Origin of the sequence: Streptomyces sp. NPDC001904 (genome assembly GCF_040297005.1) — a bacterium.
Classification (GTDB): Bacteria; Actinomycetota; Actinomycetes; order Streptomycetales; family Streptomycetaceae; genus Streptomyces.
Genome location: NZ_JBEOYI010000025.1, coordinates 68015 through 92787, shown reverse-complemented (window position 1 = coordinate 92787; position 24773 = coordinate 68015). Strand labels below are relative to the sequence as shown.

The window sequence follows — 24773 nt, the reverse complement described above, 5'->3', positions numbered from 1 at the left end:
GCGGAGGCCAGGTCGCCACAGTGAGATCCGGCCGCGTCGCGCCCCACAGGGAGACGGTCAGGCGCGCGGACAACGGTGTCCGCCCACAGCCGTCACACTCCGGGCCGCGCGTCCGCTCCACGCCTGATCACCCTTCGACTTCCCGTCATCGCACAGACGTCGGCGTGCCGATGCGGCCGGGGCGCGCACCCGGAGGCACCGACGTCGCGAGCACGGGACCCACCAGCCAGGCCAGGGGGAATCGATGATGAAGACGACCGCGAGCGTACGGCCCATGACGGCGCGGGGAGCCGCCGAGGCCACGGCCGCACCGCTCGGCCGGACGCGGGGCGGTGCCGCACTCTTCCGGGAAGGCTCGGCGATCTACATACCAGGCCGCCTCGAAGCCGCCGACGCCGAACGAATACCGCCCGACGAGGTCTGCTCGTCCCTGCACAGCCTCGAACTCGCCCACCTCGGCGTCCGCCGGGCCGCCGTGCACGAACAGGTCGAGGACATCCTCGGCGCCAAGGAACGGCGCGGCCACGCCTACTGCATGTGGCTCGCGATCCTCACCCTCCTCTACACCGGAGACCTCCACTCCGCCCACGAGGAGTGCCGCCAGCTGGCCCGCGACCCCCGCTGGCTCGGCTCGCCCCGGCACCAGGTCATGCTCACCCTGCTGCGCGCCCGGATCAGCCTGCTCGCCGGCGACGGCGTCAAGGCGGCCGGACTGCTCGCCGACGCCCTCGGCCGGGGTCTGCCGGAATCCGTCTCCCGGCTGGCCGCCGCCTGGCTCGTCGAGGCCCAGACCCTCTCGGGCCGCCTGGAGGACGCCCACCGCACCCTGCTCCAGCAGGAGTTGGCGGGCCGGCTCTCCCCGGACCTGCCCGATGTCGTGCACGTCCTCGCGGCCCGCGGCTCCCTGCACCTGGCGACCGGCCACTTCCAGCACGCCCTGGACGACCTCACCGCGTGCGGCCGGCTCCTCGTCACGTGGAACGTCGCCAACCCCGCCGTCATCCCCTGGCGCTCCCGCGCGGTGTTCGCGGCCCTCGGCACCGGACGCCACGACCTCGCGGGCGCCCTGGCCGACGACGAACTCACCGCAGCCCGCACCTGGGGAGCGCCACGCGGCATCGGTCTCGCCCTGCACGCCGCCGCGGCGGCCCGCAGGGACGGGCCCGCGGTGGCACTCCTGGAGGAGGCCGTCGACCTGCTCGATCTCGCCCACGCCCGCGGCGAGTTGATCCACGCCCTGCACGACCTCGCCGAGCTGCAGAGCGAGCGCGGCGACCCGGCCGCCGGCCGCGGCCGGCTGGAGAGCGCTGTCGCGGTCGCCCGCGAGAGCCGCAACGGCCTGTGGCTGGACCGCGTCACCGCGGCGCTCGACCGGCAGGACGTCCCCCTGCTGACGAGCCAGGAGCTGCGCATCAGCCAGCTGGCACGCTCGGGGTACAGCAACCGGGAGATCGCCGAAACGCTGTTCCTGGCCGTGCGCACCGTCGAGTTCCACCTGTCCAGCGTCTACCGCAAACTGGAGATCTCCGGCCGCAGGGAACTGCATGCAGCGCTCAGCTCTGACTATTCCGGGCAATAGAAAACGCCCCGATCCAGGCTTCCCCAACGGCTCCGCGCCGCTCACCCGGACACCGGGTGAGCGGCGTTTTTGTGTTTCCGCTGCGGCCTCCCGCAGTGAACCGCAGAGGACCCTACGGTTGAACCGTAGACTGTCCCTGCGTCCCTTGTGAGGAAGCGGCACGGGCTGCGAAGGTCGAATGGCCGGACAGCCTTTCCGATGACCGCACCTTCGACCGAGGGGCCCATTCGTTCATGTCGCAGGACTTGAGAACCGAAGAAAAGCCGGACGCGGCGGAACTCGCCGACATCGTGAAGTCGCTCGGTGAGCGGGTCCGGCTTCTGGAAGACATCCAGGAACTCAACCGGCTGCGCGCGGAGTTGCCCCGCCGCATCAACGACGAACAGTGGGACCGGATCGCCGACCTTTTCGCGCCGGACGCCCACCTCGATTACGCGCACCTCGGCCAGGCCGCCGGAAAGACCGCGATCCACGACTACTTCACCGCACTTCCCGGCCTCGTACAGCAGGACAAGCCCGGCTCCCGGCTCCTGCTCAAGCAGTTCCTGCACGCCCACGACGTGCAGGTGATCGGGGACCGGGCCACCGGCGTCAGCTTCTTCGAGGAGCGGGTCGTCTTCGACGACGACAGCGCCATGGTGGCCGGCAAGTTCACCGACACCTATGTCCGCGAGAACGGCACCTGGCTCTTCTCCCGCGTCGAACTCACCCTCTACTGGGTTCTTCCGCACCCCGCGGGCCTCTCCGCGCAGAACGAACCGGCCGCGTAAAGCCGTACACCCCACAGCGAGGCAGGCGGAATTCCCATGCTCCAGAAGAACACCACGAAGCGGCTCGGCTATTGGCTGCTCCATCTGCACCGGCTCTTCGACGAGGCGACCGCGCACGCGCTCACCGAGGAGAAACTGAACCGGCGGCAGTGGCAGGTATTGCACGCCATCAGCATCGGACTCCCCACCGTATCGGCCATCGACGACGCCTTCTCCCCGTTCCTGGCCATCGACGGCGAACAGACCTATCAGCCCGTCGTCGACGAATTCACCGAGCGCGGCTGGGTCGCGGCCACCGGTGATCAGATCGCCCTCACCGACGTCGGGCACTTCGCGCACGAGCGGGCCGAACGGCTCGTCAACGCACACGCCGCCAATTCCCTCGCCGGTATTTCCGAAGCCGAATTCCTCGCGGCCAACGACGTACTGGCCCGCATCGCCGCCAACCTCGAGAGCGAGTGACGGAGCACCAGATGCCCGAGACCCGCGACACGCCACCGCCGGAGGATCCGATGCCGCACCCCACCGCCCCCAGCCGCGACGAACTCGTCGACGCGGCGGCCAAGCTGGTGCCCCTGCTGCGTTCCCGCGCCCTGTGGATCGACGAGCACCGCCGGCTGCCGGACGACGTCATCGAGGCGATCGAGGACTCCGGACTGCTGAAGATGCAGGTGCCGGTCCAGTACGGGGGCTACGAGTCGGACATCCGCTCCTACGTCGACGTGCTCGCCGAGGTGGCCAGGGGAAACAGCTCCGTCGCCTTCTGCCTCTCCGTGTACGCCTCGCTCGGCTGGATGACCGGCCTGTGGCCCGACGAGGCGCTCGACGAGGTGTACGCCGACCCCCACACGCGGGTCAGTGGCACCACGGCACCCACCGGCACGGCCCGCCGCACCGAGGGCGGCTACCTCCTCAACGGCAGCTGGGGCTTCAACAGCGGGGTCCTGCACAGCCAGTGGAAGATCACCGTCGCGCTGCCCGAGGACAGCACCGGGCCCACGATCCCGCTCTTCTGTCTCGTGCCCGTCGCCGACCTCCGGATCGAGGACGACTGGCACACCACCGGGCTCCGCGGCTCCGGCAGCGTCACCACCGTCGCCGAGAACGTCTTCGTCCCCGAGCACCGGGTGATCACCGGCGCCGACTTCTACCAGAGCGGCGGCAAGTCCCGGGCCAACGCCGCCAAACCCGCGTACGGCGTTCCCGTCCTCGTCACCACCAACGCCCTCCAGATCGGCCAGTTGCTCGGGGCCGCCCGCTACGCGCTCTCCGCGTTCCTGGAGCGGCTGCCCGGACGCCCGATGACGTACACCGACTACCCCAGCCAGCGCGAGGCCCCGCTCACCCACCTCCAGGTCGGCGAGGCCGCGCTGCTCATCGAGGACGCCGAGAACCGCGCCCACCGCTTCGCCGACCGGATCGCCGCCAAGACCGCGCGCGACGAGCCGTGGAGCACCGACGAACGCGTCGCCTCCCGGGTGCAGATCGGCTGGATCGCCCAGCAGTGCAAGAAGGCCGTCGACATCCTCGCCCAGGCCGGCGGCGGGTCCTCGATCCACCAGGACGTCCCCCTCACCCGGATCCAGCGCGACCTGCACGCCGCCACCGTGCACGCCATGATCACGCCCGGCGTCAACGTGGAGCTCTACGGCAGGTCCCTGTGCGGTCTCGAACCCAACTCGGCCTACCTCTAGGGGAATCCCATGGATCGCACGGATCGCACGGATCGCACACACAGCACTGGCAGCACCGACAGCACCGACACCTCGGTCATCGTCGTCGGTGCGGGCCCCGCCGGACTCATGCTGGCCGGTGAACTCCGCCTCGCCGGCGTCGACGTCACCGTCCTCGAACGCCTGGAACGGCCCACCGGCCAGTCCCGCGGCATCGGCTTCACCGTCCGCACCATGGAGATCTTCGACCAGCGCGGACTGCTGCCCCGGTTCGGCACCGTCGAGACCAGCACCGCCGGGCACTTCGGCGGCCTCCCGCTCGACCTCACGATCCTCGGCGCCGCCCACGAAGCCGCCCGCACCGTCCCGCAGTCCCGCACCGAGGCCGTCCTCGAAGCCTGGGCACGGGACCTGGGAGCCGACATCCGCCGCGGCCGGGAGGTCACCTCGCTCACCGAGGACGCCGACGGGGTGAGCGTCACGGTCGCCGGCACCGACCGGCCGCTGCGCGGGCACTACGTCGTCGGCTGCGACGGAGGCCGCAGCACCGTCCGCAAGCTCACCGGTTTCGACTTCCCCGGCACCCCCGCGACGACCGAACTCTTCGTCGCCGACCTGCGGGGCGTGGACCTCGCGCCCAAGATGACCGCCGACCCGTCCGCCGGCGGCCTGGTCATGGTGGCCCCCCTGCCCGACGGCAGCACCCGGATCATCGCCGCCGAACGCGGCGCACCCCCGGTACGCCGCACCGGCCCACCGGAGTTCAGCGAGGTCGCCGACCTCTTCAAGCGCCTCACCGACGTCGACATCTCCGGTGCCCGGCCGGTCTGGCTCAGCGCCTTCACCGACGCGGCCCGGCAGGTCACCGAGTACCGGCGCGGTCGCGTACTGCTCTCCGGCGACGCCGCCCACATCCACCTCCCGGCCGGCGGCCAGGGCATGAACACCTCGCTCCAGGACTCCGTCAACCTGGGCTGGAAGCTGGCCTCGGTGGTCCGCGGCACCGCCCCCGAAACCCTCCTGGACAGCTACCACGAGGAGCGCCACGAGGTCGGACGCAGGCTGCTCCTCAACACCCGCGCCCAGAGCCTGCTCATCCTCGGCGGCGAGGACGTGGCACCCCTGCGGACCGTGCTCGGCGGCCTCCTCGACATCGACGAGGTGGCCCGCAGACTCGCCGAACGCGCCGCGGGCCTCGACATCCGCTACGACGTCGGCGGCGGCCGCCACCCGCTGCTCGGCGCCCGGCTGCCCGAACTCGCCCTGCACGACGGTCGCCGGAGCACCACCACCACCGCACTGCTGCGCCCGGGCCGGGGACTGCTCCTCGACCTCGACGACAGCGCGGGACTGCGCCGCCGGGCACAGCCCTGGGGCCACCGGATCGACATCGTGACGGCCACCACGGGCGACCTGCCGGACTCCGGCGCGCCCAGCGGGACCACCGGCCTGCTCGTCCGCCCCGACGGACACGTCGCCTGGGCCGCGCCCGGCAGCCACCACGACCTTCCCATGGCGCTGACCCGCTGGTTCGGACCCGCCCGCGCGGCCGAACCCGCACGGGCGACCGCCGCCTGAGCCACCGCCGCACACGCGACCAAGGAGAACCATGCACAGCACACTGATCGTCGCGCGGATGGCCCCGGCCGCCGCCGAGAACGTCGCCGAACTCTTCGACGCCTTCGACCGCACCGACATGCCCGCCCGGATGGGCACCCGCCGCCGCCAGCTCTTCGCCTACCGCGGCCTCTACTTCCACCTCCAGGACTTCGACGGCAACGACGGCGCCGGACGCATCGAGGACGCCAGGAACGATCCGCGGTTCACCGCGATCAGCCAGGACCTCAAGCCCTACATCGAGGCGTACGACCCGGCGACCTGGCGCTCGCCCGCCGACGCGATGGCCCAGCGCTTCTACGCGTGGGGTGCCTGATGGCAGGCGCCCTGCGCAGCGCCGGGGAACGGCGGGTCGTCATCACCGGAGTCGGCGTGACCGCCCCCGGCGGCGTCGGGGCCAAGGCGTTCTGGAGCCTCCTCACCGACGGCCGCACCGCCACCCGCCGCATCTCCACCTTCGACCCCTCGCCGTTCCGCTCGCAGGTGGCCGCCGAGGTCGACTTCGACCCCGAAACGGCCGGCCTGACCCCGCAGGAGATCCGGCGCATGGACCGCGCCGCGCAGTTCGCCGTGGTCACCGCGCGCGAGGCGGTGGCCGACAGCGGGCTCGCCTTCGAGACGCTCGACCCGCGCCGCACCGGCGTCACCGTCGGCAGCGCGGTCGGCGCCACGATGGGCCTCGACCAGGAGTACCGGACCGTCAGCGACGACGGCCGCCTGGAACTCGTCGACCACACCTACGCGGTGCCGCACCTCTACAACTTCATGGTGCCGAGCTCGTTCGCGACCGAGGTCGCCTGGGCGGTCGGCGCCGAGGGCCCGGCCACCGTCGTCTCCACGGGCTGCACCTCCGGCCTCGACGCGATCGGCTACGCCGCCGACCTGGTCCGCGAGGGCACCGCCGACGTCATGGTCGCGGGCGCGTCCGACGCGCCGATCTCCCCGATCACCGTGGCCTGCTTCGACGCGATCAAGGCGACGACCCCGCGCAACGACGACCCGGAGCACGCCTCCCGCCCCTTCGACGCCAGCCGCAACGGCTTCGTCCTCGGCGAGGGCGCCGCCGTGTTCGTCCTCGAAGAGCTCACCAGCGCCCGCGCCCGCGGCGCCCGCGTCTACGCCGAGGTGGCCGGCTACGCGACCCGCTCCAACGCCTTCCACATGACGGGCCTGCGCCCCGACGGCAAGGAGATGGCGGAGGCGATCAGGGTCGCGCTCGACGAGGCCCGGCTGAACCCCACGGACATCGACTACATCAACGCGCACGGCTCGGGCACCAAGCAGAACGACCGGCACGAGACGGCCGCCTTCAAGCGCAGCCTCGGCGCGCACGCCCACCGCACCCCGGTCAGCTCCATCAAGTCGATGGTGGGGCACTCGCTGGGCGCCATCGGCTCCATCGAGGTGGCCGCCTCCGTGCTCGCCATGGTCCACGACGTCGTACCGCCGACCGCGAACCTGCACACGCCCGACCCCGAGTGCGATCTGGACTACGTACCGCTGACGGCCCGGGACCAGCTCACCGACGCGGTCCTCTCCGTCGGCAGCGGATTCGGCGGATTCCAGAGCGCGATCGTGCTCGCCGACCCCGAGCGGAGGCAGCGATGACGCGCCGCACGCTCGTCACCGGGCTCGGCGTGCTCGCGCCGACCGGCCTGGGCGTCGAGGAGTACTGGGCGGCGACGCTCGCCGGACGCGGCGCGATCGGCCCGGTGACCCGGTTCGACGCCTCCGGGTACCCGGCGCGCCTCGCGGGCGAGATCAGCGGCTTCGACGCCGCCGAACACCTGCCGAGCCGGCTGCTCCCGCAGACGGACCGGATGACCCGGCTCTCCCTCGTCGCCGCCGACTGGGCGTTCGCGGACGCCGGCGTGGTCCCCGCCGAACTGCCCGACTACGACGTCGGCGTCATCACGGCGAGCCACTCCGGCGGCTTCGAGTTCGGGCAGAACGAACTGCGGGCGCTGTGGAGCCAGGGCGGCCAGTACGTCAGCGCCTACCAGTCGTTCGCCTGGTTCTACGCGGTCAACAGCGGCCAGATATCGATCCGCGGCGGACTGCGCGGACCGAGCAGCGTGGTGGTCAGCGACCAGGCGGGCGGCCTCGACGCCGTCGCCCAGGCCCGCCGGCAGATCCGCAAGGGCACCCGCATGGTGGTCTCCGGCGCCGTCGACGCCTCCCTGTGCCCCTGGGGCTGGGTGGCCCAGCTGACCAGCGGACGCCTGAACACCGGCGACGACCCCGAGCGCGCCTACCTGCCGTTCGACGACCGTGCTGCCGGACACGTCCCCGGAGAGGGCGGCGCGCTCCTCGTCCTGGAGAACGCCGACGACGCCCGGGAGCGCGGCGCCGCACACGTCTACGGCGAGATAGCGGGCTATGCCTCCACCATGGACCCGCGCCCCGGCAGCGACCGCGGCCCCGGGCTCCAGCGGGCCGTCGAACTGGCTGTCGCCGACGCGGACCTGACGCCCGACGACATCGACGTGGTCTTCGCCGACGCCGCCGCCGTCCCGGAACTCGACCGGACCGAGGCCGAGGCCCTCACCAAGGTGTTCGGAGTGCGCGGCGTACCGGTGACCGCGCCGAAGACGACGACCGGCCGCCTCTACTCGGGCGCCGCTCCGCTCGACCTCGCCGCCGCCCTGCTCTCCCTCCGCGACGGCGTCATCCCGCCCACCACCGGATCCGTGCTGTCCCCGGCGTACGACATCGACCTGGTGACCGGCGCCCCGCGGCCCGCCGCGCCGCGCGCCGCCCTCGTCCTGGCCCGCGGCCACGGCGGATTCAACTCCGCGATGGTCGTGCGCGCCGCCGAACCCTCCACCTCCGTACGAAAGGCCTGACATGTCAGCCAGCGCATTCACCCTGAACGACCTGAGGACCGTCCTCCTGGAGGCCGCGGGCACCGACGAGGACGTCGACCTCGCGGGCGACATCCTCGACAACGACTTCGAGGAACTCGGCTACGAGTCGCTGGCGCTCCTGGAGACCGCCGGCCGCATCGAGCGCACCCGCGGGATCAGTCTCGACGAGGAGGCGCTGGCCGGCGCCAGGACACCGCGGCAGCTCATCGACCTCGTCAACAGCCACCTGACCGTCGCCGCGACCGTCTGACCGGGGGACGAGCCATGACGGACAGCAGCCACGGCACGGCGGCCCGCGTCGCCCTCGTCACCGGCGCCACGAGCGGCATCGGCCTCGCGTCGGCCCGGCTCCTCGCCGGGCAGGGGCACCGCGTCTTCCTGTGCGCCCGCGACGAGCAGGCGGTCGCGGACACGGTCAAGTCCCTCCAGAACGAGGGCCTCGACGTCGACGGCACCACCGGCGACGTCCGCTCCAGGGAGCAGATCGAGACGGTCGTACGGGAGGCCGTCGCCCGCTTCGGACCGATCGACGTCCTGGTGAACAACGCGGGCCGCTCGGGCGGCGGCGTGACGGCCGACCTCGACGACGACCTCTGGGAGGACGTCATCGCGACCAACCTCACCAGCGTCTTCCTCGTCACCCGTGCCGTCCTGACCACCGGCGGCATGCGCGGCAAGGACCGCGGCCGGATCATCAACATCGCCTCCACCGCGGGCAAGCAGGGCGTCGTGCTCGGCGCGCCCTACTCGGCCTCCAAACACGGGGTCGTCGGCTTCACCAAGGCGCTCGGCAACGAACTCGCGCCGACCGGCATCACCGTCAACGCGGTCTGCCCCGGCTACGTCGAGACGCCGATGGCCCAGCGCGTGCGCCAGGGCTACGCGGCCGCCTACGACACCTCCGAGGACGCGATCCGCACCAGGTTCGAGGCGAAGATCCCGCTCGGCCGCTACTCGACGCCCGAGGAGGTCGCCGGCCTCGTCGGCTACCTCGCCTCGGACACCGCCGCCTCCATCACCTCGCAGGCCCTCAACGTCTGCGGCGGCCTCGGCAACTTCTGACCCGCCACCGAAGCCACCGACCGCTGAAGGGATTTCACCCATGACCGTCCGTGAGGTCGAACACGGCATCACCGTGCACGCCCCGGCCGCCGACGTCTACCGGCTGCTCGCCGAGGTGGAGAACTGGCCGCGCCTCTTCCCGCCGAACGTGCACGTCGAGTACCTGGAGCGGGACGCGGGCCACGAACGCATCCGGATCTGGGCCACCGCCAACGGCGAGGCGAAGAACTGGACCTCGGTGCGCGAACTCGACGGCGAGGCGCTGTGCATCACGTTCCGCCAGGAGGTCTCCGCACCGCCGGTCGCGGAGATGAGCGGCACCTGGATCGTCGAACCGCAGGGCCCGGACGAGACCCGGCTGCGGCTGCTGCACACCTACCGTGCCGTCGACGACGACCCCGACGGGCTCGCCTGGATCGACCGCGCCGTCGACCGCAACAGCCGTGAGGAACTCCCCGGCCTCAAGGACGGGCTCGAACAGGCGGCGACGCACTACGAACTGACGCTGTCGTTCGTCGACTCGGTGCGGGTCAACGGCTCCGTGAAGGACCTGTACGACTTCGTGAACGAGGCCGACCGGTGGACCGAGCGGCTGCCGCACGTCAGCGCGGTCCGGCTCACCGAGGACACGCCCGGACTCCAGGTCCTGCGGATGGACACCAAGGCCGTCGACGGCAGCACCCACACCACGGAGTCCGTACGGGTCTGCTTCCCCCACCACAAGATCGCGTACAAGCAGACGACGCTGCCGGCCCTCATGGCCCTGCACACCGGGTACTGGGAGTTCCGCACGGACGACGACGGCGTCGTCACCGCCAGCTCCCAGCACACCGTCGTGCTGAACGCCGGGAACATCACCACCGTCCTCGGCCCGGACGCCGGGGTGCCCGAGGCGCGGGCCTTCGTCCGCAAGGCGCTCGGCACCAACAGCCGGGCCACCCTGGAACACGCCAAGCAGTACGCGGAAGCGCGGCGCTGACCCATGCCGGACGACGGAGTCGTGATCGTCGGCGCCGGACCGGTCGGGCTGCTCCTCGCCGGAGACCTGCGCACGCACGGCGTACCGACGGTCGTGGTGGAGCAGCTCACCGAGCCGATGACCGAGTCGCGGGCGTCCACCCTGCACACCCGCACCATGGAACTGCTCGCGCGGCGCGGCGTCCTGGAACGCCTTGGTGATCTGACGGGCGGCGGCACCGGCCACTTCGGTGGCCTGCCGCTCGACCTCACCGCCGCCGACCCCGCCCACCCGTACGCCGGACAGTGGAAGTGCCCGCAGACCCGGCTGGAGGCGGTGCTCCAGGAACGCGCCACGGAGCTGGGCGCCGACCTCCGGCGCGGCCTGCGCGTCGTCGGCCTGCGCGACACCGGCGACGGGATGGCCGTGGCGGCCGTCGACCCCGACGGCCGCCGGACCACCCTCACCTGCGCCCACGTCGTCGGCTGCGACGGCGGCGACAGCACCGTGCGCAGGCTGTGGGACTTCGACTTCGCCGGTACGGACGCCCGACGCGAGATGCTCCGGGCCGACGTCGACGGCCTCGACATCCCGGACCGCCGCTTCGAACGCCACCCCCGCGGCCTCGCCACCGCCCACCGCTGGCCGGACGGCAGCACCCGCGTGATGGTGCACGTCACCGGCACCGCCCCCCAAAGGCGCACCGGACCGCCCGGCTTCGACGAGGTCGTGGCCGCCTGGGCCGAGGTGACCGGCGAGGACATCGGCCACGGCCGGCCGACCTGGCTCAACGCCTTCGACGACACCCGCCGTCAGGCGACCCGCTACCGCAAGGGCCGCGTCCTGCTCGCCGGGGACGCCGCCCACGTACAGATGCCGGTCGGCGGACAGGCCCTCAACCTGGGCCTGCGGGACGCGGCCGAACTCGGCGTCCGGCTCGCCGCACGCCGCCCCGCCGGACCCGGCCGGGACCCGCTCGACACGTACGACAGGACCCGCAGAGCGGACGGCGCCCGCACCCTCACCGACATCCAGGCGCAGTCGCTGCTGCTCCTCGGCGGCGCGGAGGTCGAGCCGCTGCGCGAACTCGTCGCGGAACTCCTCCGGTTCGAGCCCGTACGCCACCGCCTGGCCCGGTCCGTCAGCGGCCTCGCCGCGCCGGCCGCCCCCGGCCCGGACCCCACCACCCGCACATCCCCCGACCGAACCACCGAGAGGACTCACCCCATGGGCAGGCTCACCGACAAGACGGCACTGGTGACCGGATCGAGCCGGGGCATCGGCCGGGCCATCGCCCAGCGCCTCGCCGACGAGGGAGCCCTGGTCGCCGTGCACTACTCGACCGGAGAGGACGCCGCCCGCGAGACCGTCGCACTGATCGAGCGCGACGGCGGCCGCGCCTTCCCCGTCCGCGCCGAACTCGGCGTACCGGGCGACGTCCACGAACTGTTCCTCGGCGTGGAACAGGGACTGAAGGAACGCACCGGGGAAGCCGCGCTCGACATCGTGGTCAACAACGCGGGCATCACCACCCCGGCCGGCATCCAGCCCGAGGACGTGACCCCCGAGGAACTCGACCGGCTCTTCGCCGTGAACGCCCAGGCGCCGTTCCTCATCGTCCAGCGCGCCCTCGGACTGCTCCGCGACAACGGCCGCATCATCAACATCTCCTCCGGCCTCACCCGGTTCGCCAGCCCCGACCAGGCCGCCTACGCCATGACCAAGGCGGCCGTGGAGCAGATCTCCCTGCACTTCGCACGGCACCTGGCCCCGCGCGGCATCACCGTGAACAGCGTGGCGCCCGGCATCACCAACAACGGCAGCGCGCTCTTCGACATCCCCGAGGCCGTCGAACAGATGGCCCAGTTCTCCGCCTTCAAACGGGTCGGCGAGGCCGTCGACGTCGCCGACGTCGTCACCTTCCTCGCCTCGCCCGACGCCCGCTGGGTCACCGGGGCGTTCATCGACGCGAGCGGCGGCACCCTCCTCGGCTGACCGCCCCGCAGTCCGCCCACCCGCGAAGGAGCGTGACCGACCATGACCACCGCCCACATCCTCTGGCCGCCGCCCCCGCGCCGCATCCCCGCGGCCCCGGTCCGCGAACCGGACGAGACCGGAGACCTGCGCGCGCTCGTCGCCCGCGTGTTCGCCACCGCGCCCGACCGGCTCGGCGCCCGACCGCCCCGCACCGCCCGAACGGAGAGCTGAGGATGGACGTCGGACTTCTCTTCGACCTGCGCAACCCCCGGCAGTGGCACCGCCCGTGGGCCGACCACTACGCCCGCTCCCTGGAGTACTGCGAGGAGGCCGACCTGCGCGGCGCCGGCGGTGTCTGGTTCACCGAGCACCACCTGTTCGACGACGGCTACCTGCCGCAGCCGCTGACGTTCGCCGCCGCGGCGGCCGCCCGGACCCGCCACGTCCGCATCGGTACCTCGGTGCTCCTGCCGAACCTCCACCACCCCGCCCGGATCGCCGAGGACGCCGCCGTCGTCGACCTCATCAGCGGCGGCCGCCTCGAACTCGGCCTCGGCGCCGGGTACCGGGTCCCCGAGTACGAGCTGTACGGCGCGGACTTCAAGCGGCGCATCGACCAGGTCGGCGACAACGTCCGCGAGATCCGGCGCCTGTGGGACGAGGGCGGCGTCACCCCGGGCCCGCTCCAGTCGCCCGTGCCCGTCTGGGGCGGCTTCTACGGGCCGCGCGGCGCCCGCCTCGCCGGCCGCCTCGGGATCGGCCTCCTGCACATCTCCCAAGCGATGTACGGCCATTACCGCGCGGGCCTCACCGAAGGCGGACACGATCCGGCCACCGCCCGCGTGTCCGACCTGCTCCCCGTCATCCTGGCCGACGACCCCGAGGCCGCCTGGCCGCGCGTCGCCCCCCATCTCGCCCACCAGATGAACAGCTACCAGCAGGGCTCCGTCGAAGGCACCGACCAGCCGAGGCCGCCCCTCCTCGACGCCGACGACTTCCCCCAGCCGCCGGCCGCGGACGGCTCCTGGTCGCTCCTGGAGATCCTCACACCCGAGGACGCGGCGACCCGGATCGCCGAGCGGATCAGGGGACTCCCCGTACGCCACCTGATCTTCTGGGCGAGCGTCGCGGGCATGCCCGACGACCTCGTCGTACGCAACATCGAGCTGATCAGCGAGCGGCTGCCCGTGCTGCTCGCCGAGCGGCTCGGAACGTCGCTCGCCGGGGCGGCGGCCGGTGGCTGAGACCACCGCCGCACCGGCGCGCTCCGACCGGGGCGCGGGCCGGATGCTGTTCGTCCTGTCCGGCAACATGGTCCTCGACTCGATCGAGGTCTCCCTGGTGCTCGTGGCCCTGCCGTCGATCGCCGCCGATCTGCGGCTGTCGCTCTGGACGGTGCAGTGGCTGATGAGCGGCTTCGCCCTCGGCTTCGCGGCCGTCCTGCTCGTCGGCCCCCGGCTCACGGCCCGCTGGGGCCTGCGCCGCTGTTATCTCGTCGCGCTCCTCGTCTTCGCCCTGGCCTCGGTCGCGGGCGGGCTCAGCGACACGACGGGGCTGCTGATCGCCTCGCGCGTGGTCAAGGGTGGCTGCGCCGCGCTCACCGCGCCGGCCGGTCTGACGCTCATCGGCGCCACCTTCCCCGACGGCCCGCAACTGCGCCGGGCGGTGTCCGTCTACTCGCTGTTCGGCGCCTCCGGCTTCACCCTCGGCCTGCTGCTGTCCGGAGTGCTGACCCCGGTGAGCTGGCGCTGGACCTTCCTGTTCCCGGCGCCCGTCGCGCTGCTGCTGTTCGCCCGGGGCCTGCGGGTCATCCCGCGCACCGCACGGGGGAGTGCCGCGCCCCGCCCGGCACCGGTGCTCCGGGGCCATCGTGCGCCGATCCGCGCCACGCTCGTCGCGGCCTGCCTCAACGGCACGTACGCCAGTCTGCTGCTGCTCATCACGTTCCGCGTCACCGGGCAATACGGCTGGGAGCCCTGGCAGACGGCGCTCGCCCTCCTGCCGGCCTGTGTCCCGCTCGCCCTGTCGGCCGCGTACGCGGGACGCCTGGCCGCACGCTTCGGCACCCGGGGGCCCGTCGCGGCGGGCGCGGCGGCCGCGTTCGCCGGACAACTGCTGCTCCTGCTGCGCCCCGGGACAGGGTCCTACGCGGCGGTCCTGCTGCCGACGCTCCTGCTGGTCGGCATCGCGTTCGTCCTCGCCTTCGGAGCGCTCAACCTCCAGGTGACCCAGGGGCTCACGCCGCTGGAGCGCGGCGCGGCCGTGCCCCTGTACCAGACGGGCGTCCAGCTCGGCGGCGTCCTGCTGCTGCCACCGGTCGGCGCCCTGCTCACCCACGGCGGCGACCGCGCCGCCCTGCTCACGATCGCGCTGGCCGGGGCGGCCGGTCTCGCCGTCGCCCTCACCGGCCTGCGCGGCCCTTCCACCTCAGGGAGCCAACCGACATGAGCGCACACCCGCCGACCCCGGCATCGCCCACCGGACCGCTCACCGTGGCGGTCCTCATCGGGAGCGTCCGCGCCGGCCGCTTCGGCCCCACCGTGGCCCGCTGGTTCGCCGGGCAGGCCACCCAGCGCGACGACGTGACCGTCGACCTCATCGACCTGATCGACTACCCGCTGCCCCTCGAACTGGCCACGCCCGGCGACCCGCCCGACGAGGCCACCGGCCGGCTCCGCGACGACCTGGCCGCACGACTCGCCCGGGCCGACGCGTTCGTCGTCGTCACCCCCGAGTACAACAACACCCTCCCCGCCGCCCTGAAGAACGCCATCGACTGGATCTTCGACGAATGGGCGGCCAAGCCCGTCGGCTTCGTCTCCTACGGCGGGATGAGCGGCGGCCTGTGGGCCGTCGCCCACCTGCGCCACGTCTTCACCGAACTGCACGCGGTGCCCCTGCGCGAATCGCTCGTCTTCCACCAGGCGTGGAACAAGTTCGACGGTGACCGCCCCCGCGACGCCGAGGAGAGCGAGGTCGCCGCGAAGACCATGCTCAGCCGGCTCGTCTGGTGGGCCGAGGCCCTGCGCACCGCCCGCGCCCTGCGCCCCTACCAGCGCTGACCCGCCGGGCCCGGCGCCGCCCGGCCCCCCGAGATCCGACAGAAGGGTTCCCCCGTGACCAGCCCGCACCACCGGCCCCTGCGCTTCGGCCTCTGCGCGTTCACGCCCAGCACCCGGGCCCAGTGGGTGGCCAAGGCCCGCCAGGCCGAGAGCCTCGGCTACGACGTCGTGTCCGTCTCCGACCACCTCGGCATGCCCGCCCCGATGACGACGCTCGCGCTGGCCGCCGAGGCCACCGAGCGGATCCGGGTCGGCACCCTCGTCCTCAACACGCAGTTCTACAACCCCACCGTCCTCGCCCGGGACATCGCGACCGTCGACCACTACACGGGCGGCCGCGTCGAGATAGGGCTCGGCGCGGGCTACGACAAGGCACAGTTCGACGCCGCGGGCCTGCCCTGGTCGGCGCCGCGCGAACGCGTCGACCACCTGGAGCGCACCGTCCGGGAACTGCGCCGCATCCTCGGCGGTTCCGGCCGCTCCGGACTGACCCCGCCGCCGGACCAGCCGCAGGGACCTCCGCTGATGATCGCGGGACGGGGCCGCCGCGTGCTGCGCCTGGCCGCCGAACACGCCGACATCATCGGGTTCACCGCGACCGCGCCCGTGCGCGACGGCGACGGGCTGCGGCTCGGCGGACTCGACGAGATCACCCGGCAGGTCGACGAGGTGCACGCTCTGCTCGGCGACCGCGCCCGCGACGTCGAGCTGAACGTCCCGGTCCACCGCGTACTGCCCTCGGGACCGCTCGGCGACGTCACCGACGTGTGGCAGAACACCCTCGACCTCGATCCCGCCGAACTCGCCCAGCTCCCCTCCATCCTCATCGGGTCGCCCCGCGACTGCGCCGACCAGCTCCGCGAGCGCAGCGAACGGTTCGGCCTGACCTACTTCAGCGTGCTCGAACCCGAGATGGAGGCGTTCGCCAAGGTCATCGAGGAGCTCCGATGAACGCACCGCAGGAGACCGGGACGCTGCGCATCAGCGTCGCGGAGGACCGCTGCGTCGCCGCCGGACACTGTGTCGTGGCGGCCCCCGAGGTCTTCGACCAGCGGGAGGACGACGGCGTCGTCGTCCTCCTCGACCCCCGGCCGCCGGCCGGCTTCCGCGAGACCGTCGAGGAGGCGGCCCTGCTGTGCCCGGCCGCCGCCATCCGCCTGGTGAACGGCGCGGCGTGAGCGCGGAACCGGCCGCCACGGACGTGGCGATCGTCGGCGCGTCCGTCGGCGGCCTCACCGTGGCGCGGGCGCTGCGGCGGCGGGGCTTCCCCGGCAGCCTCGCCCTGATCGGCGCCGAGGACGAACTGCCCTACGACCGGCCGCCGTTGTCGAAGGAGGTGCTCTCCGGTCGGTGGCCGCCCGACCGCACCCGGCTGAGCGAGCGTCCCGCACTCGACGGCCTCGGCCTCGATCTGCGCCTGGGCCGGCGGGCCGTCGCCCTCGACGCGGCGCGGCACCGCCTCACCCTGAGCGACGGCGCCACCCTGCGCTACGGCCGGCTCGTCGTGGCCACCGGATCCCACGCACGAAGCCTCCCCGGGCAGAGCGGTCTCGCCGGAGTCCACACGCTGCGCACCCTGTCCGACAGCGTCCGGCTCCGCGCCGACCTGCGCACCGCCCGGCGGACCGTCGTCGTGGGCGCCGGTGTCCTGGGCTGCGAGATCGCCGCGACGATACGGGATCTCGGCCTGCCGGTGACGCTCGTCGAACCGGCCGCACACCCCATGGAGCGGCTGCTCGGTGCCACGATCGGCGGCGAGCTGGCCCGGCTGCACACCGGGCACGGTGTCCGTCTGCTGACCTCGACGCCGGTGACGGGTCCGGTCGGCGCGGCGGGCCGGGTGACCGGAGTGCGCACGGCCGCCGGTGACGTGGTTCCCGGCGATGTGGTCGTCGTCGCGGTCGGCGCCCGCCCCGCCACGGACTGGCTCGCGGGCAGCGGCCTCACCGTCGACGACGGCCTGGTCTGCGACGACCGGTGCCGCGCGGCCGACGACGTGTACGCGGTCGGTGACGTCGCCCGGTTCGGCGGCGCGGGCCCCGCCGGGCGCGGCGTCCGCCTGGAGAACCGTACGAACGCCACCGAGCAGGCGCTGTTCGTGGCCGCGGACCTCCTCGGCACGCCGGCCGCCGGCTACCGGCCGGTGCCCTACTTCTGGTCCGACCAGTACCAGGTCCGCATCCAGGTCTACGGATCCGTCCCCGCGCGGTCCTCGGTCCGGATCGTCGAAGGGACCCTCGACAGCCACCGGTTCGTCGCCCACGCCGAGCTCGCCGGACGGCTCGTCGGCGTCGTCGGCTGGAACTCCGCGGGCAGCCTCCGCACGGCCCGCAGGCTGCTCGACACCACCGGGCCCGCCCCGGCGACGGCCCTCCCCATCCGACCGCTCTGACCACGCAGAAGACACAGAACCCACCAGACACAACAGGAGGCCCACCATGACGGGTTCCGTACCCATGCCCAACAACCGGCGCCCCGCAGGCTGCCCGTTCCGCCCCGACGCGGAACTGGAACGGGTGCGGGAGGACCCGCGGCTCCCGCGGGTACCGGTCAGCAATCCGCAGCTCGGCTCCTTCGACGCCGTCCTGGTGACCCGCGCGGCCGACGCCCGCGCGGTGCTGGCCGACCACCGGTACGAGGCCGGCTTCGCCTTCGACCGCACCGGCCCGCGCACCGTGATGAATCAGCCGGGGATCCTCCTCAACTACGACGGCGAGGAGCACGCCCGCTACCGGCGGATGCTCACCGGCGCCTTCACCGTCAAGCGGGTCAGGTCGCTCGAGCCCGCCGTCTCCCGGATCGTCGAGGCGCAGCTCGACGCCCTGGAGGAGGCCGGTCCCGGCGCCGACCTGATCGAGACGTTCGCCGGACCGGTCCCGCTGCTCGTGATCTGCGAACTGCTCGGGATTCCCCTGGAGGACCGCGACGGCATCCAGCGCCGCAGCGCCACCGGCACCGACGTCGCCAACACCCTGGAGGAGCAGCTGGAGAACTTCGCGGCGATGGCCGTCTACATGGGCGACCTGGTCCGCCGTCAGCGTGAGCGGCCCGGTGACGACATCCTCGGCGACCTGATCCGCAGGCACGGCGACGACCTCAGCGACGACGAGCTGATCGGCATGGGCAACAGCATCCTCGTCGCGGGCCACGAGACCGTGTCCAGCATGATCGGCCTGAGCACCCTCGCGCTGCTGCGCGACCCCGATCAACTGGCGATCGTGCGCGACGACGGAACGGCGGCGCCGGACGCCGTGGAGGAATTGCTGCGGCTGCTGTCCGTGGCGCCGCCCCTGGTGCGCCAGGCCGCCACCGATATGGATCTCGACGGGCAGACCGTCAAGGCGGGTGAGCGGGTCGTCCTGTCGACGCTCGCCGCCAACCACGGCACCGATCTGGTGCCCGACGGTCCCGACCGGCTCGACGTCCGCCGCAGGGCGGTGGCCCATCTCGCCTTCGGCTACGGCGCCCACCAGTGCATCGGCCAGCAACTCGCCCGCCTGGAACTGCGGATCGCGCTGCCCGCCCTGCTCCGCCGGCTGCCCGCGCTGCGGCTCGCCGTCGACCTCGACGAGGTCGCCTACCGGGAGGACGCCCTGGTGTTCGGCGTGAACCGGCTGCCGGTGGCCTGGTAGGAGGCCGTCGCGGCACACGAAGCGGGTGGGTCCACCGATCGTCCCGGTGGACCCACCCGCTTCGTCGTGACCGATCAGACGCGCGCGCACTCCTGCCCGCCCGCCGTGTCGCGCAGGTCCGAGTCGTCCACGTCCCTCAGGAAGCCGCCCCTGCGCAGGATCGCGTGCACCGTCGACACGGCCGGCACGGGCGAGACGCCCTGGCGCACCAGCTCGTTGCGGATGCGGCGGGCGCCCCAGCCGGGCCGGGCGTCGCGGATCCGCGTGATGAGCTGCTCCGTCGAACGCGCCGTACGCAGCGGGGAGTTCAGCGGCCGACGCGAACGCGGGGCGAGACCGTCCGGGCCCAGGGCACGGAACCGGTCGCGGTACACGTAGAAGGTCTTGCGGGAGATTCCGTTGCGTCGACAGACCTCCGCGACGGACAGCCGGTCGCGTTCCGGGGCGAGGAGGATGTCGATCCACCGCTCGGACATGGGGCATCACCTTCCATGACGGTCTGTCCTGGCACGGCGTACCGGGCCGCGCCCGCGTCGTGGGCGCGGCCCGGTACGCCACCGCTCACCTGGCGGGCTGCTCGCCGCCGACCTGGGCGGCGGCCGGGGGAACCTCGGCATCGTCCGGTCCGGCGGACGGCGCGGGCGGGGGAGCGGCCTTCCCCGGGATGAAGAAGGTCGCGACGACCATGACGGCCAGCGCCGCGATGACGGCCACGTACGCGTGCTGGAATCCGGCGACGGGACGGTCTGCCCCGGCGTTCTGCATGAGCAGGGCGACCAGGGCGATGCCCAGTGAGGCGCCGAGCTGGTTCAGCATGTACAGCACCGAACTGCCCTGCGGGACGAGGGCGGGCGGCAGCGTCCGGTACACGGAGCCGATGACGGGCGCCCCGGCCGACCCGGTGCCGATGCCGAGCGTGAACGCGGCGAGCAGCGGCCAGTACGGGCTGGTGCCGGCGTCGAACCGGGAGAACGCCAGCGAACTGAGGAGGGCGACGACCGCACCCGTCAGCGCGAGGTTCCGCGAGCCCCAGCGGTCGGACAGCCGGCCCGCCAGCGGCATGACCAGCGCGGATCCGACGCCGAACGGGGCGAGCCGGAGTCCGGCCTCGAACACGCCGGTGCCGCGCACCTGCTGGTAGTAGAGCGGGATCACGAAGATGCTCGCGAAGGTGGCGATGCCCAGGATGGCCGCCGCGACGACGCTCGCGGTGAAGCTGCCGCGCGTGAACAGCCGCAGGTCGATCAGCGGCGGCGTCCCGCGTCCGCGCAGCGCGTGCACCGCGTAGGCGGCCAGGAGGACGACGGCGGCGGCCAGCGGAAGCAGCACCTGCCAGGTGGTGAACGTGCCGCGCAGCGCGACCTCCGACAGGGCGAGCACGCCGACGGCGACACCCGGGCCGATGAGCGCGACGCCGACCACGTCGAGCTTGCCGACGGACGCCTGCGCCCCGGGGGCGTCGGCGGGCAGGGTGCGGCGGGCGAGGAGGAACGCGACGATCACGATCGGTACGTTCACGAAGAACATCCAGCGCCAGTCGAGGCCCTGGAGGATGACCCCGCCGACGATCGGGCCGAGCACCGGGCCGGTCGAGCTGACGATGCCCATCACGCCCATCACCCGGCCGATCCGGGCCGGTCCCGCGGCGCGCGCCAGCAGCGTCAGCATCAGCGGATCGAGAAGCCCGGCGCCGAAGCCCTGGAGAACCCGGAAGGCGATGAGGCTGCCGATGTTCCAGGCCAGTCCGGAGGCGACCGAGCCGACCATGAACAGGACCAGACCGGACAGCCAAAGCTTCCGGCCGCCGACCTTGTCGACGGCCCAGGCCGTCACGGGGATCGTCACGGTCAGTGCCAGCAGATAGCCCGTGGAGACCCAGCCGGTCGCACTGATCGAGGCGTCGAACCTGGTGGACAGGGTGTCCACCGCGACGGCGGTCATGGAGCTGTCGAGGATGCCCATGATCCCGCCGACGAGGATCACCCCGATCGTCCTGCGTAAGGCCGGATCGAGCTTGTCTTCCAGAGGGTTGGTCATGGTCCTCTCCTGGTGTCCACGGACGTCGATGCCTTCAAATTGAACCAGCAGGTTCAATCTAGCAACCTCATGAGGAACGCAACAGGCGGGTCAGAAAATCTGTATCCACCGGTTCACTCCGAGAGGCCGGCGGCTACCCTGGGGGCATGGCATCAGCAGCGGCACCAGCAGCGAAGACGCCCCCGCGCGGGCGCATCGACAAGCGGAACGCGATCCTCGGCGCGGCGTTCGACGTCTTCGCCGCCCACGGCTACGCACAGGCTCTGGTGCAGGAGATCGCGGAGCAGGCGGGCGTCGCCAAGCCGACGGTCTACAACCACTTCACGGACAAGGAGACGCTGTTCCGCGCGAGCCTCACCGCGGAGGCGGAGGCCGTGATGCAGAGGAACATCGAGGTGCTCGACGGGCTGCGCTCGCCGGGCGCCGACCTGCGCGCGGCCCTCTCCGGCGTGGCGCTGCGTCTCGCCCGCTCCTGTTGTGACAAACGCTCCCGCTCGTTGCGCTGGCTGACCTACGCGCAGGTCGCCCGGTTCCCGGACCTCATCGAGATCGTCCAGGGCCGCACCTCCCTGCGGATCGGCGAGGCCCTCGCGGACCGGCTCGCGCGGCTCACCCTGTCGGGCCGGCTGCGACCCTGCGACCCCGCGCTCGCGGCGGAGCAGCTCCTCGCCCTGATCACCGGGCCGCTGGAGGTCCGCTCGCGGCTCGGCACCCGCACGATCGGCCCCGCGGAACTGCGCGAGCTGGCCGACGCCGCGGTCGACACGTTCCTGTACGCCTTCGGGCCCGAGACCCCCGCGGCGGGCTGACCGGCCCACCGCGCGGGCGAGTTCGTGCGGTTTCCCTCGGCTCGTCGCGGCTCGTTACGCCGACGCGCCCTTGAGGAACGCCTCGGTCGCCTCGTCCAGGCGCAGGGCGGCCGCCCTGTCGAAGTCCGCTGTCCGTACGTCGAGTTCGGCGCCCTCGACGAACGCGCTGAGCGGCTGCCGCGGCGGACGGTCGACGACCGCGGCGATCGGCTCCAGGGCCTGGGCGACCGTCTTCGCGGTGCGCTGCATCTCCTCGATGTGCCGGAGGGTCGCCGCGTCGTACTGACCGGCGATGCTGGTCACGGTCGCACCCGGATGGACGAGCACGTAGCGCAGTCCGGCGTCGGCGTACCGCTCGGCGGACGTCACCCCCAGCAGGTCGTTGAGCTTGCCGGCCTGCCCCAGGGCCGCGCCCCCGTGATAGCCGTCGCGGAACTCCAGGTCGTCCCATCGGATGACGTCCAGACCGGCGCCCGGCCCGGCCACGTTGACCACGACGGGGTGCGCCGAGCGGCGCAGCGAGTCGGCCAGCCCGTGCCCGAACAGATACCGGCTCAGGTAGAAGTGCGCGAAGGTCTCCTCGATGCCCTCGGCCGTCTCCGCCCGGTCCGAACGGTAGTAGCGGGCGCAGAACACCAGCGTGTCGATGACCGGGAAGGCGTCGCGCAGCTCGTCGATCACCCGCCGGTTCTCCGTGAGAAGGGCCAGATCGGCGCGGATGAAATGTGCCCGGTCCGCGGCGCCGGTCTCCTCGGCGTGCGCGAGGAACGCCTCCCCCTTCTCCGGCGCCCGCCCGATGACGACGACGGTGTCCCCCTCCCCGAGCCGCCGCTCGGCGAGCGCACGCCCGATCCCGTCCGTACCACCGGTGACGACGAGGACTCCGGGACCCCGTAAGGCGGTCCGCTGTGCGGAGCCGGTCGGCTGACTCATGACTCTCCCTGGGTGCTGGACATCAACTGAGGCGACCGTAGCCGCAGTTCATGAACGCGGAACGGCCGAACGGCTGCATGATCCGCCGGACGGCCCCTAGGGGAGGGTGCGACTCAAGGCGTACGGCTAAATGTCGCAAAGAATGACTATGACGGATTTAAGAGACGGAAGAATGTAAGGACGAAGAGATCGACATCCTCGCGTGAAATCGGGCGGGGGCGAATGCGAACAGGAGAGAACAATGCGTGGCGTTCTGGTAGCCGTCGTGGGGGCCGCGGCAGTGGTCGTGGTCGCGGCAGCGGTAGCCGTACCCGAGGCCGAACAGTGGTATGACGGGCGCCATGAGCAGACGTCTTCCTACGCCACGGGCAAGGAGGCGAAGGAACAGCGTGAGAGCGTTCCCCGCTGGTTGCCGGACGATGCCGCGTCGGTGACCTACGCGATGAGGACCACCGGAGGTGAACGCATCCTGAAAGCGACGCTCGGCACCGGCCGACTGCCCGCGCAATGCGTGCCGCTCGACGGCAGGACCGCTCCGCCTCCCGAGATCAGCGCCTCATGGTTCCCCGCGGACGCCGACGACGCCGCGAAGGGGCGCTGCGGCTCCTACTACGTCTCGCTGGACAACGACACCCTGTATGCCTGGCAGACGAACAAGGACTGGGTGGAGGAAAACCACCGGTCGGGGGAGTAGCCACCGCCCGCGCTGCCGACTCCGCCCCGGCCCCCACCCGTTCTGCTCCGCGCCGACGTCCGCGCGGCCCACGCCCCCCCCGAGGTCCTCCGTGCTCGCTTTCGCTCCGCCGACCGTCCTTCTGCTCTGGTTCTGCTGGGGTGTCCGGCAGGACCGCCGCCAGTTCCGCAACGCCGTTCTGCTCGGCCTGACCGTGCTGAGCCTCTCGCTCGCCCTGCTCACCCAGGTGGACAGGCTGCCGCAGAATCTGGCCGTCCTGGTGTATTCGCTGGTCTTTCTCCTGCCCGTACTCGCCGTCATCGTTCTCGGCGGCTTCCTCATCGCCAACGGTCTCACCATGGTCCGCAAAGAGGGCCGCAGACCGGCCAATCTGCTGTCAGCCCTGGCCGGGGTGGGCATCTTCGCCATCCTCGCCCTCGTGATCACGGCCGACTACGTGGGCGACTCGAAGGGCTACCGGGCCTTCATCCTGGCCGTCGTGTTCGTCACGGGCTACATCGCGTTTCTCTTCCTGTGCTTTCTCGCCTACGCCTTTCTGTACGGGCGTATCCGGGTGCGGGGCGACGTGGACTTCGTGGTGATGCTGGGTTCGGGGCTCATCGGCGGTGACCGCGTGCCGCCGCTGCTCGCCTCCCGTCTCCGGGCCGGGCTGAGCATCCACACGCAGCAGGTGGCGCGGGGCGCCGAGGCTCCGGTGCTGCTGGTCTCCGGCGGCCAGGGCCCGGACGAACGACTCCCGGAGGCCCGGGCGATGGGCCGCTGGCTGATCGACGAGGGAGCCGACCCCGCGCTGGTCCTGGAGGAGCCCCGATCCCGTACGACATCGGAGAACCTGCGCTTCAGCCGCGCCATGATGGAGGAGGCCGACGAACGGTACGTGTGCGTGGTGGTGACCAACAACTTCCACGCGTTCCGCGCGGCCATGACCGCACGCCGGGAGGGGGTGCGCGGGCAGGTGCTGGGTTCTCCCACCGCTTCCTATTTCTGGCCGAGTGCCACGATCCGGGAGTTCGTCGCGGTGTTCTGGGAGCACCGGAAGGCCAATGTCGTCCTGTGCGTGCTGCTGGTGGCACTCGCCGTGGTGCTGGGGCTTGGTCTGTGAG

Annotated in this window: 26 protein-coding genes; 23 read left to right on the top strand and 3 right to left on the bottom strand. The window is 72.4% G+C overall.

What is annotated here, in order from left to right:
- The first annotated feature begins 244 nt into the window (after positions 1 to 244).
- The 20 genes from ABT127_RS31195 to ABT127_RS31100 all read left to right on the top strand — a co-directional run bounded on the left by ABT127_RS31195 (position 245) and on the right by ABT127_RS31100 (position 19197).
- Complete coding sequence (locus ABT127_RS31195; RefSeq protein WP_351457287.1) at positions 245 to 1579, top strand: helix-turn-helix transcriptional regulator; 1335 nt, start codon at positions 245 to 247, stop codon at positions 1577 to 1579.
- A gap of 245 nt (positions 1580 to 1824) precedes the next feature.
- The gene (locus tag ABT127_RS31190; RefSeq protein WP_351457285.1) at positions 1825 to 2349 is read left to right on the top strand and encodes a nuclear transport factor 2 family protein; all 525 of its coding nucleotides are present in this window, start codon (positions 1825 to 1827) and stop codon (positions 2347 to 2349) included.
- A 36-nt stretch (positions 2350 to 2385) separates the two neighbouring features.
- A complete protein-coding gene (locus ABT127_RS31185) occupies positions 2386 to 2811 on the top strand; it encodes a MarR family winged helix-turn-helix transcriptional regulator (RefSeq protein ID WP_351457283.1) in 426 nt (141 codons plus the stop codon).
- Between the two features lie 11 nt (positions 2812 to 2822).
- Positions 2823 to 4043 carry an acyl-CoA dehydrogenase family protein gene (locus ABT127_RS31180; RefSeq protein WP_351457280.1) on the top strand — a complete coding sequence of 407 codons (1221 nt, stop codon included), beginning with the start codon at positions 2823 to 2825 and terminating at the stop codon, positions 4041 to 4043.
- Positions 4044 to 4052: 9 nt separating this feature from the next.
- A complete protein-coding gene (locus ABT127_RS31175) occupies positions 4053 to 5600 on the top strand; it encodes an FAD-dependent monooxygenase (RefSeq protein ID WP_351457278.1) in 1548 nt (515 codons plus the stop codon).
- Between the two features lie 31 nt (positions 5601 to 5631).
- Positions 5632 to 5955, top strand: coding sequence for a TcmI family type II polyketide cyclase (locus ABT127_RS31170; RefSeq protein ID WP_351457275.1), 324 nt, complete (start codon positions 5632 to 5634; stop codon positions 5953 to 5955).
- Positions 5955 to 7247, top strand: a complete 1293-nt coding sequence (locus ABT127_RS31165) for a beta-ketoacyl-[acyl-carrier-protein] synthase family protein (protein ID WP_351457272.1) — start codon at positions 5955 to 5957, stop codon at positions 7245 to 7247. Before ABT127_RS31170 ends, ABT127_RS31165 begins: the two co-directional genes overlap by 1 nt.
- A complete protein-coding gene (locus ABT127_RS31160; RefSeq protein ID WP_351457269.1) occupies positions 7244 to 8485 on the top strand; it encodes a ketosynthase chain-length factor in 1242 nt (413 codons plus the stop codon). The genes ABT127_RS31165 and ABT127_RS31160 overlap by 4 nt, the downstream gene beginning before the upstream one ends.
- Position 8486: 1 nt before the next feature.
- Positions 8487 to 8756, top strand: a complete 270-nt coding sequence (locus ABT127_RS31155; protein ID WP_351457266.1) for an acyl carrier protein — start codon at positions 8487 to 8489, stop codon at positions 8754 to 8756.
- A 14-nt stretch (positions 8757 to 8770) separates the two neighbouring features.
- On the top strand, positions 8771 to 9568 hold the full coding sequence (fabG, locus tag ABT127_RS31150) for a 3-oxoacyl-ACP reductase FabG (protein WP_351457263.1): 798 nt from the start codon (positions 8771 to 8773) through the stop codon (positions 9566 to 9568).
- A gap of 40 nt (positions 9569 to 9608) precedes the next feature.
- Positions 9609 to 10547: an aromatase/cyclase gene (locus tag ABT127_RS31145; protein WP_351457260.1), complete on the top strand. Its 939-nt coding sequence runs from the start codon at positions 9609 to 9611 to the stop codon at positions 10545 to 10547.
- A gap of 3 nt (positions 10548 to 10550) precedes the next feature.
- Positions 10551 to 12521: an SDR family oxidoreductase gene (locus ABT127_RS31140; RefSeq protein WP_351457258.1), complete on the top strand. Its 1971-nt coding sequence runs from the start codon at positions 10551 to 10553 to the stop codon at positions 12519 to 12521.
- Positions 12522 to 12563: 42 nt separating this feature from the next.
- Positions 12564 to 12734, top strand: coding sequence for a hypothetical protein (locus ABT127_RS31135; protein WP_351457255.1), 171 nt, complete (start codon positions 12564 to 12566; stop codon positions 12732 to 12734).
- 2 nt (positions 12735 to 12736) lie between these two features.
- Positions 12737 to 13747 (top strand): LLM class flavin-dependent oxidoreductase, encoded by a 1011-nt coding sequence (locus ABT127_RS31130; RefSeq protein ID WP_351457252.1) that lies wholly within the window; start codon positions 12737 to 12739, stop codon positions 13745 to 13747.
- Positions 13740 to 14951: an MFS transporter gene (locus ABT127_RS31125; RefSeq protein WP_351457249.1), complete on the top strand. Its 1212-nt coding sequence runs from the start codon at positions 13740 to 13742 to the stop codon at positions 14949 to 14951. Before ABT127_RS31130 ends, ABT127_RS31125 begins: the two co-directional genes overlap by 8 nt.
- Positions 14948 to 15565, top strand: a complete 618-nt coding sequence (locus tag ABT127_RS31120) for an NADPH-dependent FMN reductase (protein WP_351457246.1) — start codon at positions 14948 to 14950, stop codon at positions 15563 to 15565. The genes ABT127_RS31125 and ABT127_RS31120 overlap by 4 nt, the downstream gene beginning before the upstream one ends.
- Positions 15566 to 15619: 54 nt before the next feature.
- The gene (locus ABT127_RS31115) at positions 15620 to 16516 is read left to right on the top strand and encodes a TIGR03621 family F420-dependent LLM class oxidoreductase (RefSeq protein WP_351457244.1); all 897 of its coding nucleotides are present in this window, start codon (positions 15620 to 15622) and stop codon (positions 16514 to 16516) included.
- Positions 16517 to 16539: 23 nt separating this feature from the next.
- Complete coding sequence (locus ABT127_RS31110; protein WP_351457366.1) at positions 16540 to 16743, top strand: ferredoxin; 204 nt, start codon at positions 16540 to 16542, stop codon at positions 16741 to 16743.
- Positions 16740 to 17957, top strand: coding sequence for an NAD(P)/FAD-dependent oxidoreductase (locus ABT127_RS31105; RefSeq protein ID WP_351457241.1), 1218 nt, complete (start codon positions 16740 to 16742; stop codon positions 17955 to 17957). Before ABT127_RS31110 ends, ABT127_RS31105 begins: the two co-directional genes overlap by 4 nt.
- A 46-nt stretch (positions 17958 to 18003) precedes the next feature.
- A complete protein-coding gene (locus tag ABT127_RS31100; RefSeq protein WP_351457239.1) occupies positions 18004 to 19197 on the top strand; it encodes a cytochrome P450 in 1194 nt (397 codons plus the stop codon).
- A gap of 74 nt (positions 19198 to 19271) precedes the next feature.
- On the opposite strand, the gene ABT127_RS31095 is transcribed toward ABT127_RS31100, so the two are convergent.
- A complete protein-coding gene (locus ABT127_RS31095; protein WP_351457236.1) occupies positions 19272 to 19673 on the bottom strand; it encodes a helix-turn-helix domain-containing protein in 402 nt (133 codons plus the stop codon).
- An 85-nt stretch (positions 19674 to 19758) separates the two neighbouring features.
- On the bottom strand, positions 19759 to 21234 hold the full coding sequence (locus tag ABT127_RS31090; protein WP_351457233.1) for a DHA2 family efflux MFS transporter permease subunit: 1476 nt from the start codon (positions 21232 to 21234) through the stop codon (positions 19759 to 19761).
- A 146-nt stretch (positions 21235 to 21380) separates the two neighbouring features.
- Here ABT127_RS31090 and ABT127_RS31085 point away from each other — a divergent pair, with 146 nt between their 5' ends.
- The gene (locus ABT127_RS31085) at positions 21381 to 22043 is read left to right on the top strand and encodes a TetR/AcrR family transcriptional regulator (RefSeq protein WP_351457230.1); all 663 of its coding nucleotides are present in this window, start codon (positions 21381 to 21383) and stop codon (positions 22041 to 22043) included.
- 54 nt (positions 22044 to 22097) lie between these two features.
- Here the strand turns inward: ABT127_RS31085 and ABT127_RS31080 are convergent, their stop codons facing one another.
- Entirely contained in the window at positions 22098 to 22976 is an 879-nt protein-coding gene (locus ABT127_RS31080) for an SDR family NAD(P)-dependent oxidoreductase (protein ID WP_351457227.1), read from the bottom strand.
- A gap of 241 nt (positions 22977 to 23217) precedes the next feature.
- On the opposite strand from ABT127_RS31080, the gene ABT127_RS31075 reads away from it, so the two are divergent.
- Complete coding sequence (locus ABT127_RS31075) at positions 23218 to 23670, top strand: hypothetical protein (RefSeq protein WP_351457225.1); 453 nt, start codon at positions 23218 to 23220, stop codon at positions 23668 to 23670.
- Positions 23671 to 23761: 91 nt separating this feature from the next.
- The gene (locus ABT127_RS31070) at positions 23762 to 24772 is read left to right on the top strand and encodes a YdcF family protein (RefSeq protein WP_351457222.1); all 1011 of its coding nucleotides are present in this window, start codon (positions 23762 to 23764) and stop codon (positions 24770 to 24772) included.
- Position 24773: the final 1 nt, after the last annotated feature.

Bases quoted from the DNA above. Each gene is read 5' to 3' on its own strand.
- ABT127_RS31130 (WP_351457252.1), top strand. From the start codon at position 12,737: ATGGACGTCGGACTTCTCTTCGACCTGCGCAACCCCCGGCAGTGGCAC.
- ABT127_RS31145 (WP_351457260.1), top strand. From the start codon at position 9,609: ATGACCGTCCGTGAGGTCGAACACGGCATCACCGTGCACGCCCCGGCC.
- ABT127_RS31080 (WP_351457227.1), bottom strand. From the start codon at position 22,976: ATGAGTCAGCCGACCGGCTCCGCACAGCGGACCGCCTTACGGGGTCCC.
- ABT127_RS31165 (WP_351457272.1), top strand. From the start codon at position 5,955: ATGGCAGGCGCCCTGCGCAGCGCCGGGGAACGGCGGGTCGTCATCACC.
- ABT127_RS31135 (WP_351457255.1), top strand. From the start codon at position 12,564: ATGACCACCGCCCACATCCTCTGGCCGCCGCCCCCGCGCCGCATCCCC.
- ABT127_RS31185 (WP_351457283.1), top strand. From the start codon at position 2,386: ATGCTCCAGAAGAACACCACGAAGCGGCTCGGCTATTGGCTGCTCCAT.
- ABT127_RS31085 (WP_351457230.1), top strand. From the start codon at position 21,381: ATGGCATCAGCAGCGGCACCAGCAGCGAAGACGCCCCCGCGCGGGCGC.
- ABT127_RS31095 (WP_351457236.1), bottom strand. From the start codon at position 19,673: ATGTCCGAGCGGTGGATCGACATCCTCCTCGCCCCGGAACGCGACCGG.
- ABT127_RS31195 (WP_351457287.1), top strand. From the start codon at position 245: ATGATGAAGACGACCGCGAGCGTACGGCCCATGACGGCGCGGGGAGCC.
- ABT127_RS31155 (WP_351457266.1), top strand. From the start codon at position 8,487: ATGTCAGCCAGCGCATTCACCCTGAACGACCTGAGGACCGTCCTCCTG.
- ABT127_RS31140 (WP_351457258.1), top strand. From the start codon at position 10,551: ATGCCGGACGACGGAGTCGTGATCGTCGGCGCCGGACCGGTCGGGCTG.
- ABT127_RS31180 (WP_351457280.1), top strand. From the start codon at position 2,823: ATGCCCGAGACCCGCGACACGCCACCGCCGGAGGATCCGATGCCGCAC.
- ABT127_RS31075 (WP_351457225.1), top strand. From the start codon at position 23,218: ATGCGTGGCGTTCTGGTAGCCGTCGTGGGGGCCGCGGCAGTGGTCGTG.
- fabG (WP_351457263.1), top strand. From the start codon at position 8,771: ATGACGGACAGCAGCCACGGCACGGCGGCCCGCGTCGCCCTCGTCACC.
- ABT127_RS31160 (WP_351457269.1), top strand. From the start codon at position 7,244: ATGACGCGCCGCACGCTCGTCACCGGGCTCGGCGTGCTCGCGCCGACC.
- ABT127_RS31170 (WP_351457275.1), top strand. From the start codon at position 5,632: ATGCACAGCACACTGATCGTCGCGCGGATGGCCCCGGCCGCCGCCGAG.
- ABT127_RS31100 (WP_351457239.1), top strand. From the start codon at position 18,004: ATGACGGGTTCCGTACCCATGCCCAACAACCGGCGCCCCGCAGGCTGC.
- ABT127_RS31120 (WP_351457246.1), top strand. From the start codon at position 14,948: ATGAGCGCACACCCGCCGACCCCGGCATCGCCCACCGGACCGCTCACC.
- ABT127_RS31090 (WP_351457233.1), bottom strand. From the start codon at position 21,234: ATGACCAACCCTCTGGAAGACAAGCTCGATCCGGCCTTACGCAGGACG.
- ABT127_RS31175 (WP_351457278.1), top strand. From the start codon at position 4,053: ATGGATCGCACGGATCGCACGGATCGCACACACAGCACTGGCAGCACC.